We start from the raw sequence: 14,374 nt of genomic DNA on the forward strand, positions 1-14,374 counted from the left end.
GGTGACGGAGTGGCGATGCACAACCAGGGTCCCGGCGCGCCCGCCGGCGGCCCGCCCTCCGCACCCGCCGTCACCGCCCCGCGCCGCCGCCGCTTCATCGACTACCCGCGCTCGGACAAGTCCGGGGTACGCCGCTGGATCCCCTCCGTCAAGCACTTCGCGACGGCGTTCCTGTTCGTCCTGGGTCTCCTCTTCCTCGGGGTGGGCGTCGTCTACGCGATCACCCCGATCCCCTCGCACGCGAACGCCGACGCCACCAAGCAGAGCAACATCTGGCAGTGGAGCGACGGCAGCGAGATCGTCCGGACCGGCGCGACCAACCGGCAGAACGTGCCGCTGTCGGACGTGCCCAAGCAGGTGCAGGAGGCGTTCCTCGCCGCCGAGAACCGCAGCTTCTACACCGACTCCGGCATTTCCCTCACCGGCACGGTGCGCGGCCTGCTCAAGTCGGTGACCAGCGGCGGATCGTCGTTGCAGGGCGGTTCGACGATCACCCAGCAGTACGTCAAGAACCTGTACCTGACGCAGGAGCAGACCGTCTCCCGGAAGTTCAAGGAGGCGATCATCGCGGTCAAGATGGACCGCGAGGAGTCCAAGGACGACATCCTCGAGGGCTACCTGAACACGGTCTACTTCGGGCGCGGGGCGTACGGCATCCAGGCGGCGGCGCAGGCGTACTACGGCGTGAACGCGTCGCAGCTGACGGTCGAGCAGGGCGCGTACCTCGCCGTGCTGATCAACGCCCCCGGCGTGTACGACGTCAAGAACACCACCGAGCGCGGGCGGGCCAACGCCGTCGCGCGCTGGAACTACGTGCTCGACGGCATGGTGAAGTCCAAGTGGCTCACCCCCGAGCAGCGCGCCGCGACGGTGTTCCCCGAGCCGCTCGACCCCAAGACGCAGCCGGGCCTGGAGGGCATGAACGGCTACCTCGTCGAGACCGCAAAGCAGTACCTGCTGGACAACGACGTCGTCGACGAGCAGGAACTCGCGGCGGGCGGCTACACGATCCGCACGACCTTCGACAAGGCCAAAACCCGGGCCATGTACGACACCGTGCAGAACACCCTCAAGGACAACCTCGACCCGGCGACGCGGGCCAAGGACGTGGGCGTGCGCGTCGGCGGGGCGTCGGTCGACGTGGCCACCGGTCGCATCGTGGCGATCTACGGCGGCCCCGACTACGTGAAGCAGTACGTCAACAGCGCGACGCGGCGCGACGTGCAGGTCGGGTCGACGTTCAAGCCGTACGTGCTGGCGGCCGGGCTGCGCGACGGCGTGCAGGACAACAAGAAGCGGGTGCCGATCACCCCGCAGACGCGGTACGACGGCGACGACGACGTGGTCATCACCTACCCGAACGGCAAGCCGGTCATGGAGGGCGGCAAGCCGTGGCAGCCGGGCAACGAGGACGACCGCAACTTCGGCATGATCACGCTGTCGCGGGCCATGGACGTGTCCGCGAACACGGTGTACGCGCAACTCGGCATGGACGTCGGGCCCGAGAAGGTGGTCGAGGACTCGATCCGCAGTGGCCTGAGTCCGGACACACCGGGGCTGGAGCCCAACCCGTCGCTGGCGCTGGGGACGGCTACGCCGAGCGCGCTGGACATGGCCGACTCGTACGCGAGTTTCGCGGGGCGCGGCTCGCACGTGGACGCGTACTCGGTCGAGCAGTTGACCCACAACGGGGACGACGTGGGGCTGCCGGACCACGACCACGAGCAGGTGTACAGCGAGGGACAGGCCGACAGCGTCAACCAGGTGCTCCAGTCCGTCGTCGAGTCGGGGACGGGTACGCGGGCGCAGGCGCTCGGCCGGCCGGCGGCGGGCAAGACGGGCACGACGGACAGCAACAAGTCGGCCTGGTTCGTGGGGTACACGCCGCAACTGTCGACGGCGATCGGCATGTTCCGGCAGAACCCGACGACCAACGATTTCGAGGACATGTACGGGACGGCGGGCCTGGCGCGCGTCGACGGCGGCAATCTGCCGACGCGGATGTGGACGACGTACATGCGCTCCGCGATGGCGGGCCAGCCGGTCGTGAACTTCCCGGTCCCCGCCGACGACAACTCGGACGACGGGCAGACGCCGGCCACCAGCGGTCCGCCGGAGTCGTCCGGGCCGCCGAGCACCGGCAGCACGGCGCCGGGGACGACCACTCCCCCACCCGCGACGTCGAGCGGGCCGCCGACGTCGTCCGCACCGCCCGCCACGGGCGGCTCGTCCAGCTCCGGCCCGCCGACATCGCGCCTGCCGAGCAGCGAAGGCACCGGCGGCTCCACAGGCGGCAGCACCGGGGGTAGCGGAGGCAGCACAGGCGGCAGCACCGGAGGAAGCGGCGGCTCCACAGGCGGCAGCACCGGCGGCTCCACCGGCTCACCCCCAACCGGCGACGAAGACACAAACCCCGACACCGCCCCCTGACGCAGACGGGCGCCACGAGCTGACCGACACCTTCAGATCTTTCGACCGGCTACAGGGCGAGTGCCGTCGTCAGGTCGACGGCTGCCCAGCGGGGGCCGGAGGCGCGCACGGTGACCACCCGGGGGTCGTCGCCCACGGCCTCGCCCGAGTCCCCTTCGGCGTCGAGCGGGCCGTCCTCGGCCGGGGCCGTGCCTTCGCTTCGCTCGATGACCACCGTGAGCCGGTCTTCGGTCAGGTCCTCGACCTTGCCCTCGCCCCACTCCACGACCGTGACCGACTCATCCAGCGAGGCGTCCAGGTCCAAGTCGTCGACCTCGCCGGCGACGTCGTCGGTCGCGCCCAGGCGGTAGGCGTCGACGTGGACCAGGGCGGGCCCGCCGACCAGCGACGGGTGCACGCGCGCGATCACGAACGTCGGCGACGTCACGGCCCCGCGTACTCCCAGACCCGCGCCCAGGCCCTGCGTCATGGTGGTCTTGCCCGCGCCCAACCCGCCGGACAGGACGAGCAGGTCGCCGCCACGCAGCACACCCGCGAGGCGCCTTCCGAACTCGCGCATCTCCTCGCCGGTGGCCACCACCACGCGGACCTCAGGCACCGTCCCGCTCACTGCTTCCTGCCCCTGCACGTAAGACATCCCCAAACCCGGTCGGCCGCCGCGCTGCGCCGATCCCGCTGTGTCCGTTCCCGCTGTTGTGCCCGTTCGGCTGCCGCGTCCGCCGCCGATTGAGTCCGGCGACCGCCGCGGTACGTCCGACACCGGCCCCGGCCGCGCCGCTCGCCGCGCCGGCAATTGACGCCACCCCGAACCTACGCCCAACGACGCGCTACCCCGCCGCGTCACGTCCGGCGCCGGAGCCCAACGATCCGTTTCGCCGTGAGCCACCGGACACGCCGCCGCCCCGGGCCGGTTCGCGCGCGGCACGCGCGAGGAGCCCGCGCAGCGCCGCATTGACCACCTCCGGATGCTCAAGGGGGGTCAAGTGGCCGGACTCCGGGACGATGACCAACTCGGAACCGGACAGCGCCTCGTGGATCGCCTCGCTGTGCGACGCGGGCGTCATCAGGTCGCCCTGCCCGCCCACCACGACGGTGGGCACGCGGTCGATGACCGGCAGCGCCGCCAGCTTGTCGTGCGTCTCGAACGCCGGGAAGAACTCGGCGATCACGTCGATCGGGGTCGCCGAGATCATCCGGTCGGTGAAGCGCACCAGGATCGGGTCCACCTCGGAGTCGAACGCGTACCGCTCGGTGAACATGTAGACCAGGTCGCGCGCGGCACGGCGGCCGGCCTCGACGATCGCGGCGCGCCGGCCGAGCGTACGCATGACCCCCGGGGCGATCCGGTGCACCAGCCGCGCGCCCGCCGCCGGGATGCCGAGGGTGACGGTCGCCCACTTGCCCGCCGACGTGTTGAGCAGGCCCACGCCGACGACGCGCTTGCCGAACAGCTCGGGGTGCCGGTCGGCGAGCGCCATGATCGTCATGCCGCCCATCGAATGGCCGAGCAGGACGAGGGGGCCGCGCGGCGCGAGTTCCTGGATGACGGCGTACAAGTCGTCACCGAGCTGGTCGATGGTCGAGGTCTCGGGCGCCCCGCGGCCGGACCGGCCGTGGCTGCGCTGGTCGAACAGCACGAGCCGGTACTCGCCCCGCAGTTCGGCGCGCTGGAAGTGCCAGCAGTCCATGTTGAGCGTGTAGCCGTGACACAGCACGACGGTCAGCGGCGCGTCCGCCGCCTCGTCGATCTCGGCGAACAGCTCGACGCCGTCGGCCGCGGTCACGATGTGCGGCGCGCCGCGCAGGGTGCCGTACTCGGCGATCGCGTCCATCTCGGCCTCGGCGCGACGCCGCACCCGGCCGACGGTCATGCGTTCGAGGGCGACCCCGGCCGCCGCGCCGACCGCGAGCACGCCGACCGCGGCCCCGAGGATTCCGGCGCGCTTGCCGACACTCGTGCCACCCACCACTGTCGCCGCCACCTCGGTGGCCAGCGCTCCCGTCGGATCGCTCATCGGGCCCCCAGGTACACCCGCGGCACGCGCGACCCGATCCGCGTGACGATCTCATAGGCGATGGTCCCGGCCGCCTGCGCCCAGTCCTCGGCCGTCGGTTCGCCCCCGTCGCCGGGGCCGAACAGCACCACCTCGTCGCCCGGCGCGACGGACTCGTCGTCGCCGAGGTCCACCACGAACTGGTCCATCGCGACGCGGCCCACGAGAGTACGCCGGGCGCCGCCGACCAGCACCGGACCCGCGCTGCTCGCGTGGCGCGGGACGCCGTCGGCGTACCCGAGCGGGACCAGCGCGAGGGCGGTGTCGCGGTCGGCGTGCCACGTGTGCCCGTAGCTGACGCCGTGCCCTTCCGGTACGCGCTTGACCGACGCCACCGACGCCACCAGCGTCATCACCGGGCGCAGGCCGAGGTCCGCGGAGCTGTGCAGGTCGGGGACGGGCGAGACGCCGTACGTCGCCAACCCGCTGCGCACCAGGTCGAAGTGCGACTCGGGCAGCGTCAGCGTCGCCGGCGAGTTGGCCATGTGCCGCACCTCGGGCGTGACCCCGCGCTGCTCGGCGACCGCGACGGCGTCCCGGAACGCCGCCAGTTGGAGGGCGATCGACGGGTGTCCGGGCTCGTCCGCGCAGGCGAAGTGCGACCACAGGCCCACGACCTGCACGAGTCCGTCGGCCTGCGCCTTCAGGGCGGCCTCGACCAGCGCCTCCCAGTCGTGCGGCTGGCATCCGTTGCGGCCCAGGCCGGTGTCGGCCTTCAGGTGGACGCGCGCGGTACGCCCGGTCGCCCGCGCCGCCTCTTCGACCTCGGCCAGCGCCCACAGGCCGCTCACCGAGATGTCGACGTCGGCCGCGATCGCCTCCGCGAACGGGTCGCCGGGCACCCACAGCCAGCTCAGCACGCGTCCGTTGTCACCCGTGCGGCGCAACTCCAGCGCCTCGGTCGGCAGCGCGGTGCCGAGCCACGCGGCCCCGGCCTGCCGGGCGGCGCGCGCGCACTGGACCATCCCGTGGCCGTACGCATCGGCCTTCACCACGGCCATGACCTGCGCCGACCCGACCCGGTCGCGCACCGCGGCGACGTTGTGCCGGAGCGCGTCGAGGTCGATCCGGGCTTCGGCACGCATAGGGCGGTGGATCCCCTCGTTCGGCGGTCGGACTGCTGATCGGCACCCGATGCCGGCGGCGATCGGTATCCCAGTGTGGCAGGCCCGGATAGATCACGCTGGCGGGGACGCGGCCGCCTACCGACCGGTTGAAGCCCCGGCGCGCACGGCGGGCGCGCGGCCGCCCGCAAGACGGAAGCCGACGCACGCCCCGCACATCCGACGCCTCCGCCCGCACGCACCATTACCGCGGACCCGAAGACGTCGGTCCGGCGCCGCCGACGGTCATCCGGAGCCAGCTGCCACCACGTCAGATACCGCGCCCAGCTCGTCAGGCGCCGCACACCTCGTGCCACGCGCCCGGCAGAGCCCTCAGGACGTCCGACGCCGAGCACGGCGCCCCTTCGTCGGCGGCCAGGTGTCCCGCCAGACCGTGCAGGTAAGCGCCGCACACCGCCGCCTCGGTGGGCGACAGCCCCGCGGCCAGCAACGCGCCCGACAGGCCGGTGAGTACGTCGCCGCTCCCGGCCGTGGCCAGATAGGGCGTGCCGGTGGGGTTCACCCACACCTCGCCTCGCGGGTCGGCAATCACCGTCGTGCTGCCCTTGAGCAGGACGGTGGCCGCGTACCCCGCGGCGAGGCGCCGGGCGTCCCCGATCCGGTCGGCCTCCACCCCCGCGCGCGTCGACTCCTCGCCGAGCCCGGCCAGGAGCCGCACGGCCTCACCCGCATGCGGGGTGAGCAGCGCGCCCGGGGTGTTCCGCAACGCTTTCGGTCCCGATTCCGCCAGAAGGGTGAGCCCGTCGGCGTCGACCAGCACCGGCACCTCGTCGGCGAGGACGGCCGCCAGACGCTCGCGGGCCTCCTCTCCCGTGTCGATGCCCGGGCCGACGGCGTACGCCTGGACCCGCCCGGCACCCACCATCACCTCGGGGTGCGCGGCCAGCACGGCGTCGCCGACCGCGCGTGGGCCGACGTAACGCAGCGCGCCCGCGCCGCCGTGCAGGGCCGCGCCGGTGGCGAGCACCGCGGCGCCCGGATAACGCTCGGAGCCGGCGGCCAGGCCGAGGACGCCGCGCGCGTACTTGTCCGTCTCACGGGCGGGCCGGGGCAACAGCCTGGCGATGTCGGCGTGTTGAGCGGCCCGCAGGACCGGCGCGGGCGGTTCGAGGCCGATGTCGACCAGTTCCACCACACCTGCGTACGCGGCGCCGGGGTCGACGAGCAGCCCCGGCTTGTGGGTTCCGAAGGTGACGGTGACGTCCGCGCGCAGTGCGGACGGAAGCCCTTCGACCACCTCGGGCACCGCGCCGGTGTCGGCGTCGACGCCGCTCGGGAGGTCGACCGCGACCACTACCGCCCCGGCCTCACCGACGGCCTGGGCGAGTTCCGCGGCGGGGGCGCGCAGCCCGCCCCGACCGCCGATCCCGACGATGCCGTCCATGACGAGGTCGGCCGCCGCGACGAGGCGCTGTGCGGCCGCTGGAAAGCCAGGTGCGTCGGCGGGGAGCGACCACCCGCCCGCGCTCCGCAAGGCCGCCAGACCGCCCGCGTGGGCCCTCTGCGGGCTCAGCAGAAGCGCGTCGACGCGTGCGCCGCGGCGGGCCAGTCGGGCACCGGCGTACAAAGCGTCGCCGCCGTTGTCGCCGCTGCCGACCAGCAGCACCACGCGGCTGCCGTAGACGCGGCCGAGAAGGCCCGCGCACGTGACGGCAAGGCCGGCGGCGGCACGCTGCATGAGCGTTCCCTCCGGCAGCACGGCCATGAGCGCGGCCTCCGCCGCCCGGACCTGTTCGACGCTGTGGGCTTCGCGCACCCGACTGTCCTCCCGCCCTATCCCTCCGCGATGACGACCGCCGAAGCGATGCCCGCGTCGTGGCTCAGCGACACATGCCAGCCGGTGACGCCAAGTTCGGCGGCCCGCGCGGCGACCGTGCCGCGTACCGTCAGCACGGGACGCCCCGAGTCCTCGGTGCGGATCTCCGCGTCCTGCCACTGCAATCCGCGCGGCGCGCCGAGGGCTTTCGCGAGCGCCTCCTTGGCCGCGAACCGCGCGGCGAGCGAGGCGACCCCGCGCTCCTGACCTGGCCGCACGTACCGCTCCGCCTCGGTGAACAGCCGGCCGGCAAGGCCCGGCGTCCGCTCCAGCGACAACCCGAACCGCCCGATGTCGGCGACGTCGATCCCCACACCCACAATCACGGCGCCAGCATGGCATGTCCCGCAGAGGCGACATCCGCGACGTCCCGGCAACTCCCGCACGCGCAGAGATCCGCGGATCAGCCCGCAGGCACCGCCAGGGAGTGTCTTCAGAGTCCTGTCGGACAGCCAGCATGCCGTGGTGTGCGCGCCGGGCCTGGCGGCCCTCCCAAGCAAGGCGCGGGCCGCAGCTCGGCCTGGGTTTGGCTTGGGAGGGCCGTCAGGACCCGGCGGGAATTTGAAGACACGGCCTAGCGCTGTGGCCGGGAAGGTTCGCCGGTCCCGGTGTTCGGTGCCGTGCCGCCGGGCCTGGCGGCCTTCCCGAGCAAGGCGCAGGCCCGAAGCTCGTACTCGGTCGTACTCGCGAGGGCCTGCAACGCGGCGAGGTGCGGTGCCGGGCGCCGGGCGCCGGGAACCGGTGAACCCTTCCGGGTCACAGCACTAGAACCCGCCCCTGTGCCAGGGCCCCCAGACGGCGAATGTCATGCCGAGCCTCGACTGCACGTTCACGTACAGCGTGTGCGCGTCCGGGCCGAAGGTGGCGCCGGCGAACTCCGCGCCCGCGTCGCCGACGACGGGTTCCAGACGCGCCAGGTCGAAGATGCGGCCGTCGACCGTGAGTCCGCGCAGGAAGTTGTCCGCGTCACCATCCTCGCAGAGGACCAGCGTGCCGCGCGGGCTGACCGTGACGTTGTCGGGCAGGTCCAGGCGCGCCGAGCCCGGCGACTCGTAGACGAGCCGCAGGCGGCGCGTGACGGTGTTGTACGCCCACACCTGCCCGCGCCCGTCGCCGAACCCGTCCGGGGCCGTCTCCCCCGGCGCGGTCGCGCCGCCCTGCGTGGACACGAAGTACACGACGCCGCGCTGGTAGTACGCGCCTTCGAGGCGCGAGAACAGCGCCGCGCCCTTGGCCCGGCCCTGGTTGCCGACCGCCTGGATCGCCTGGTCGTTGGTCGTGCCCGGGGCGAACACCGGGTCGGGGTCGTCGATGTCGACCCAGGTGATGTCGTACGCGGCCCCCGGTCGCTGCGCGGCCGACAGGTCCGTGCCGGGGCGTCCCTTGACCGCGAGCATCTGGAGCCGTCCGCCGTCGCGCAGCCGGCCGCCGACCCACGGGCTGATCGGCGGGAGGTAGCGGTAGAAGCCGGACGCGAAGCCGAAGTTGTCCTCGGTGAGGTAGACCGCGCCCGTGACGGGGTCGTACACCGCCGCCTCGTGGGCGAAGCGCCCCGCGCTGCGGATCGGCACGCGCGACGACGTGCCGTCGGCGGGCACCTCGAACAGGTAGCCGTGCTTCTGCTTGAGCTTGCCGTTGTCCGCACCGGTGAAGTCGTTGCCGACGTCGGGGCCGTTGACCGTCTCCTCGCAGGTGATCCACGAGCCCCACGGCATGGGCCCGCCCGAGCAGTTCATCTGCGTGCCGTTGAGGCTGACGCGCGAGGACTCCACATTCCCGTAGCGGTCGACCACGACGGTGGTCGTGCCGCCTCCGGTCGCCGGGTCGTACGCCCGTGCCGCATCGCCGAAGGCCCCCACCGGTCCGTTGACCTCGTGGTTCCGCACCAGAACGGTCGTCCCGCGGCGCCCGCGGAACGCCGCCATGCCGTCGTGCTTGCCGGGCGTCGGCGCGCCGTCGGTCATCGGCGAGCCCGCCGGGGTGAAGGACCGGTAGCGGAATCCGTCGGGCAGGTGCAGGCGCACCGCGCCGTCGCGTTCGTCGGCGACGGGCTTGAGGGGGCCGTACCCGCCGGGCCGTCCGTGCCGCGTGTCCGCGCCGGTGCCATCGGCGGCGACGGCGTCGGCGGCGTGGGCGGCGAGTCCTTGGAACGGTCCGCCGACGACGGCGGCCCCTACGGCGACGGTGGCACTTCGGGACAAGAATCGGCGTCGGTCCACAGGCGTGGGTCCCTCCCTGGGCGGCATGCGACATACGCCCGCATGCGTGGCGGATCGCAGTGACGCTACTCGCGTAGAAGTCGCTTCGCCAGAACCCTCGCGAACGTTTCTGCAAACGTTTCCGCACGAGCAAAGGCGGGGCCGCCAGGGCCCCGCCTTTGTCGCCGTCACTCTTGGCTGCCACTCGCGACCGCCATTCTTGGCAAGCCGCCCTTCGGCCGTCGCCCCTTGACGCCGTTCCTTGACCGCCGTTCCTTGACCGCCGCCCCCGCGAGGCCGCCTCAGCCAGTCGCCGCCACCGGCTCACGGCGAGGGCCGCCCGAGGGCTCACCCGCCGCATCGGACGCCTCGCCGGGAGCCAGGTCGCGGGCCACGTCGCCCGGCACGTCGGCCGCCGCTTCCTGCCCGTCGGCGGCGGCGGCCACCGGTCCGCCCTGGCGCACCACGGTGCTCGGCTCGCTCTTCGGCTTGCCCGGCGCCTGGCCCGCGAACATCGCACCGAGAGCCAGCAGCAGACCCAGGATCTGCCACACCGTCAGGGTCTGGCCCAGCACCACGATGCCGCCAATAGTCGCGACCGCCGGGTTGACCAGCGCCAGGAACGACACCGGCCCGGCGCCGAGGCGGTCGATGCCGCGGAACCACAGGACGTACGCCAGCGCGGTGCCGAACAGGCCGAGGTACGCGAACCCGATCCAGTTCTCGCCGGTGAACGCCGGGGGCGCGCCTTCGGTGACGAGCGCCAGCGGGGCCAGGAACAGCCCGCCCGCGGTGAGCTGCCACGCCGTCAGGTCCAACATCGTGACGCCCTCGGGCTTGCCCCACTTGCGGGTGAGCACGGTGCCCAGCGCCATGATCACGATTGCGGTCAGCATGGCCGCGATCCCGACGCCGTCGAGCTTCGCGCTGCCCTTGAGCACCAGCAGGCCGACGCCCACGACCCCCACGAGGCCGGCGACGACCGCGCGGCGGCTGGGCCGCGCGCCCAGGATCATCGCGGAGAACCCGATCACCAGCAGCGGCTGGATCGCCCCGATGGTCGCGGCGACGCCGCCCGGCAGGTGGTACGCCCCGACGAAGATCAGCGGGAAGAAGAACCCGATGTTCAGCATGCCGAGGATCGCGGCCCGCCCCCACCACCTGCCCCTCGGCAGCTTGCGTCCGAGCAACAGGAGCAGCAGGCCCGCGGGCAGCGCACGCAGCGCCGCGAGCAGCATCGGGCGACCGTCGGGCAGCAGCTCTGTGGTCACCAGGTATGTCGTGCCCCACGCCGCCGGCGCCAGGGCCGCGGCCGCCGCCACCCCGATCCGTCCCGCGGAAGCCTTGCCGCCGCCCGCCTTGCCCATCGCCACGCCGCCCATGTCCCCGATCCCCTCAGCGTTGATTATCTGAACGTTGAGATAAGTTTTACGCATCAGAAGCGCGAACGTCAAGTATGTGAGCGTTGAGATAATGAAGACTGGTAGAACTTGCCGGAACAACCCGGTGACCAGCGGTGGCCACCGCCGACCGGCAGCATCCCGGGCAGGCCCCCTGGCACCACCCGGCAACACGAAAACCGCAACACGGACACCGCAACACAGAGACCGCACTACCGACACGGCAACAGCGACACGGCAACACCGACCGGCATCCACACGGGGAAGGCAGGAACCAATGCCCGAACAGTCCCGACAGCACCCGCAGCCGCACGTGCGGCGGCCCGGGGCGCGTGACGCGGTGGACGACATCGTCGACCAGTGGGCCCGGGAGCGCCCCGACATGGACCTGGCCCCCATGGCCCTCGTCGGTCGCTACAACCGCTTCCACGCGCACGTCGAGGCGGGCCTGCGCGAGTACTTCGCCAAGCACGGCCTCGACTTCTCCGAGTTCGACGTGCTCGCCACGCTGCGGCGTTCGGGCGAACCCTACGAACTCAACGCCCGCGCACTCCTCAAGTCGGCGATGGTCACCTCGGGAGCGATCACCAACCGCGTCGACAAGCTCTCCGGCAAGGGCCTGGTCGAGCGGCGCCCGTGCGCCACCGACCGCCGCGCCGTCATGATCCGGCTGACCCCGGCCGGCAAGGAGCTCATCGACGACATCGTGATGGGCCACGTCGCCAACGAGGCGCGCCTGGTCGAGGTGCTCACCGACGAGGAACGCACCCAGCTCGACGGCATCCTGCGCAAGCTGCTCATCGCCAAGGAGGGCTCGCCGAGCTGACCGGAGGGGCCGGCAAAGCACGACCGATCGGCAAGACCGGTCAGTACGAGGCCAGTTCCAACCGCAGTACGTGCTGCGGCCCCGCGTCGCCCCCGAAGTAGCGCCGCCCCTCGTCGACGAACCCGCCCGCCAGATACGCCCGGACCGCGCCCTCGTTGCGCACGTTCACGGTGAGCAGCAGCACCTCCGCCCATGGCGCCAGCTTCAACGCCGCCTCCGGCAGCGCCCGGATAGCGGCACCGCCGAACCCGCGCCGCTGCCACCCCGCGCCGATGTAGAACCCGCGCAGCAGCACCGCCCGCCTCGGTTCGTCGGCGATCTCGTCGAGGTAGCCCTGCACGTCCAGGACACCGAAGCCGACCGCCGTGCCGTCGTGCACGACCGCGTACGGCGTACGGAACGGATCCCGGTCCGCGACCGGCAGCGTGTCGGCCGCCCGCCCGGAGAACTCCTCCTGGTCGGCCCGCGGCGCGAGCGCGCACACAGCCCCGCGGAGCCGCGCAATACGCGGCTCCGCCTCCTCACCGTCGTCCGGGACCGTCAGGTCGACCAGATCGACACCGCTTGCTGTCCGTGCCATGAGCCTGGGACGCGGGGAACCCCGGGCGCCGGGCGGGAGCCGCGCAGGCCCCCGGGAACGCCCGTCAGGTGCCCCTCGTCACTCGACGGTGACCGACTTGGCCAGGTTGCGCGGCTGGTCCACCTCGTGGCCCTTGGCGGTCGCCAACTCGCACGCGAACACCTGCAGCGGCACCGTCGCCACCAGCGGCTGGAGCAGCACCGGCGTGACCGGGATGCGGATCAGGTGGTCGGCGTACGGCACGACCGTCTCGTCCCCCTCCTCCGCGATCACGATGGTCTTGGCGCCGCGCGCCCGGATCTCCTGGATGTTCGACACGATCTTGTCGTGCAGCACACTGCGCCCGCGCGGCGACGGCACCACGACGACGACCGGCAGGCCGTCCTCGATCAGCGCGATCGGCCCGTGCTTGAGCTCGCCCGCCGCGAAGCCCTCGGCGTGCATGTACGCCAGCTCCTTGAGCTTGAGCGCACCCTCCAGCGCCACCGGGAATCCGACGTGGCGGCCCAGGAACAGCACCGAGGTGGCGTCCCGCAGCGAACGCGCGAGGTCGCGTACCGGCTCCATCGTGTCGAGGACCTTCTCGACCTGCTTCGGCATCGCGGCCAGCTGCTCGATCACCTCGGTGATCTCGTCGCCCCACTTGGTGCCGCGCACCTGCCCGAGGTACAGCGCGACCAGGTAGCACGCCACCAATTGGGTCAGGAACGCCTTTGTCGACGCGACCGCGACCTCGGGCCCCGCGTGCGTGTAGAGCACGGCGTCGGCCTCGCGCGGCATCGTCGAGCCGTTGGTGTTGCAGATGGCCAGCACCTTGGCGCCCTGCTCGCGCGCGTGCCGCTGCGCCATCAGGGTGTCCATGGTCTCGCCGGACTGCGAGATCGTTATCACCAGCGTCTGCCGGTCCAGGATCGGGTCCCGGTAGCGGAACTCGCTGGCGAGCTCCACCTCGCAGGGCACGCGCGTCCAGTGCTCGATCGCGTACTTGGCGATCATCGCGGCGTGGAACGATGTGCCGCACGCGATGATGACGACCTTGTCGACCTCGCGCAGCACCTGGTCCGGGATGCGCACCTCGTCCAGGCGCAGGCGCCCGTCGGTGCCGATCCGGCCCAGCAGGGTGTCGGCGACCGCCTTCGGCTGCTCGGCGATCTCCTTGAGCATGAAGTAGTCGTAGCCGTCCTTCTCGGCGGCCGAGGCGTCCCAGTCCACGTGGTACTCGCGGAACGTGCCCGGGTTGCCCTCGAAGTCGGTGATCGTCACGCCGTCGGCGCGCAGTTCGACCACCTGGTCCTGGCCCAGCTCGACGGCCTCGCGCGTGTGCGAGATGAACGCCGCGACATCCGACGCGAGGAAGTTCTCGCCCTCGCCCCGCCCGACCACCAGCGGCGAGTTGCGGCGCGCGCCGACCACCACGCCGGGCGCGTCCGCGTGCACGGCCACCAGCGTGAAGGCGCCCTCCAGCAGTCGGCACACGCGGCGCATCGCCTCGGCCAGGTCGCCGCCGGACGGCTCGTAGTGCTCGGCCAGGAGGTGGGTCACCACCTCGGTGTCCGTCTCGGACAGCAGCGTGTGGCCGCGCTCGGCCAACTCGGCGCGCAGCGACGCGAAGTTCTCGATGATGCCGTTGTGGACGACCGCGACGCGGCTCGCGTTGTCCAGGTGCGGGTGCGCGTTGGCGTCGGTGGGCGCGCCGTGCGTCGCCCAGCGGGTATGCCCGATGCCGGTCGGACCGACCGCGAGCGGGGACTCCGTCAGCGACTTCTCCAGATTGGCCAGCTTGCCGGCCTTCTTGTCGCTGACCAGTGCGCCGTCCGCGAGCACTGCCACGCCCGCGGAGTCATAGCCCCGGTATTCGAGGCGGCGCAGCCCCTCGATGACGACGTCGAGCGCCGACTGACCACCTACGTATCCAACGATGCCGCACATGGGGGTCAGCTTAAACG

Annotated in this window: 11 protein-coding genes; 2 read left to right on the plus strand and 9 right to left on the minus strand. The window is 72.4% G+C overall.

The window, feature by feature from the left end; all coding sequences use genetic code 11:
* Window positions 1–15 precede the first annotated feature (15 nt).
* Window positions 16–2,430 carry a transglycosylase domain-containing protein gene (locus tag ACWD12_RS02340; protein ID WP_450097970.1) on the plus strand — a complete coding sequence of 805 codons (2,415 nt, stop codon included), beginning with the start codon at window positions 16–18 and terminating at the stop codon, window positions 2,428–2,430.
* Between the two features lie 49 nt (window positions 2,431–2,479).
* On the opposite strand, the gene tsaE is transcribed toward ACWD12_RS02340, so the two are convergent.
* The 7 genes from tsaE to ACWD12_RS02375 all read right to left on the minus strand — a co-directional run bounded on the left by tsaE (window position 2,480) and on the right by ACWD12_RS02375 (window position 11,004).
* Entirely contained in the window at window positions 2,480–3,067 is a 588-nt protein-coding gene (tsaE, locus tag ACWD12_RS02345) for a tRNA (adenosine(37)-N6)-threonylcarbamoyltransferase complex ATPase subunit type 1 TsaE (protein ID WP_450097971.1), read from the minus strand.
* Between the two features lie 190 nt (window positions 3,068–3,257).
* On the minus strand, window positions 3,258–4,445 hold the full coding sequence (locus tag ACWD12_RS02350; RefSeq protein ID WP_450097972.1) for an alpha/beta fold hydrolase: 1,188 nt from the start codon (window positions 4,443–4,445) through the stop codon (window positions 3,258–3,260).
* Window positions 4,442–5,569 carry an alanine racemase gene (gene alr / locus ACWD12_RS02355; protein ID WP_450097973.1) on the minus strand — a complete coding sequence of 376 codons (1,128 nt, stop codon included), beginning with the start codon at window positions 5,567–5,569 and terminating at the stop codon, window positions 4,442–4,444. Before alr ends, ACWD12_RS02350 begins: the two co-directional genes overlap by 4 nt.
* A 310-nt stretch (window positions 5,570–5,879) precedes the next feature.
* Window positions 5,880–7,364 carry an NAD(P)H-hydrate dehydratase gene (locus tag ACWD12_RS02360; protein WP_450097974.1) on the minus strand — a complete coding sequence of 495 codons (1,485 nt, stop codon included), beginning with the start codon at window positions 7,362–7,364 and terminating at the stop codon, window positions 5,880–5,882.
* A 17-nt stretch (window positions 7,365–7,381) separates the two neighbouring features.
* On the minus strand, window positions 7,382–7,750 hold the full coding sequence (locus ACWD12_RS02365) for a holo-ACP synthase (RefSeq protein WP_358355188.1): 369 nt from the start codon (window positions 7,748–7,750) through the stop codon (window positions 7,382–7,384).
* A gap of 438 nt (window positions 7,751–8,188) precedes the next feature.
* Window positions 8,189–9,643, minus strand: a complete 1,455-nt coding sequence (locus tag ACWD12_RS02370; protein WP_450097975.1) for an alkaline phosphatase PhoX — start codon at window positions 9,641–9,643, stop codon at window positions 8,189–8,191.
* A gap of 281 nt (window positions 9,644–9,924) precedes the next feature.
* Complete coding sequence (locus ACWD12_RS02375) at window positions 9,925–11,004, minus strand: EamA family transporter (protein ID WP_450097976.1); 1,080 nt, start codon at window positions 11,002–11,004, stop codon at window positions 9,925–9,927.
* A gap of 295 nt (window positions 11,005–11,299) precedes the next feature.
* On the opposite strand from ACWD12_RS02375, the gene ACWD12_RS02380 reads away from it, so the two are divergent.
* Complete coding sequence (locus tag ACWD12_RS02380; RefSeq protein ID WP_450097977.1) at window positions 11,300–11,848, plus strand: MarR family winged helix-turn-helix transcriptional regulator; 549 nt, start codon at window positions 11,300–11,302, stop codon at window positions 11,846–11,848.
* Window positions 11,849–11,888: 40 nt separating this feature from the next.
* Here the strand turns inward: ACWD12_RS02380 and ACWD12_RS02385 are convergent, their stop codons facing one another.
* Both ACWD12_RS02385 and glmS read right to left on the minus strand, forming a co-directional pair.
* The gene (locus tag ACWD12_RS02385) at window positions 11,889–12,428 is read right to left on the minus strand and encodes a GNAT family N-acetyltransferase (RefSeq protein ID WP_450097978.1); all 540 of its coding nucleotides are present in this window, start codon (window positions 12,426–12,428) and stop codon (window positions 11,889–11,891) included.
* 78 nt (window positions 12,429–12,506) lie between these two features.
* Window positions 12,507–14,357: a glutamine--fructose-6-phosphate transaminase (isomerizing) gene (gene glmS, locus ACWD12_RS02390; RefSeq protein ID WP_450097979.1), complete on the minus strand. Its 1,851-nt coding sequence runs from the start codon at window positions 14,355–14,357 to the stop codon at window positions 12,507–12,509.
* Between the last annotated feature and the right edge of the window lie 17 nt (window positions 14,358–14,374).

This window comes from Streptodolium elevatio (assembly GCF_053592165.1).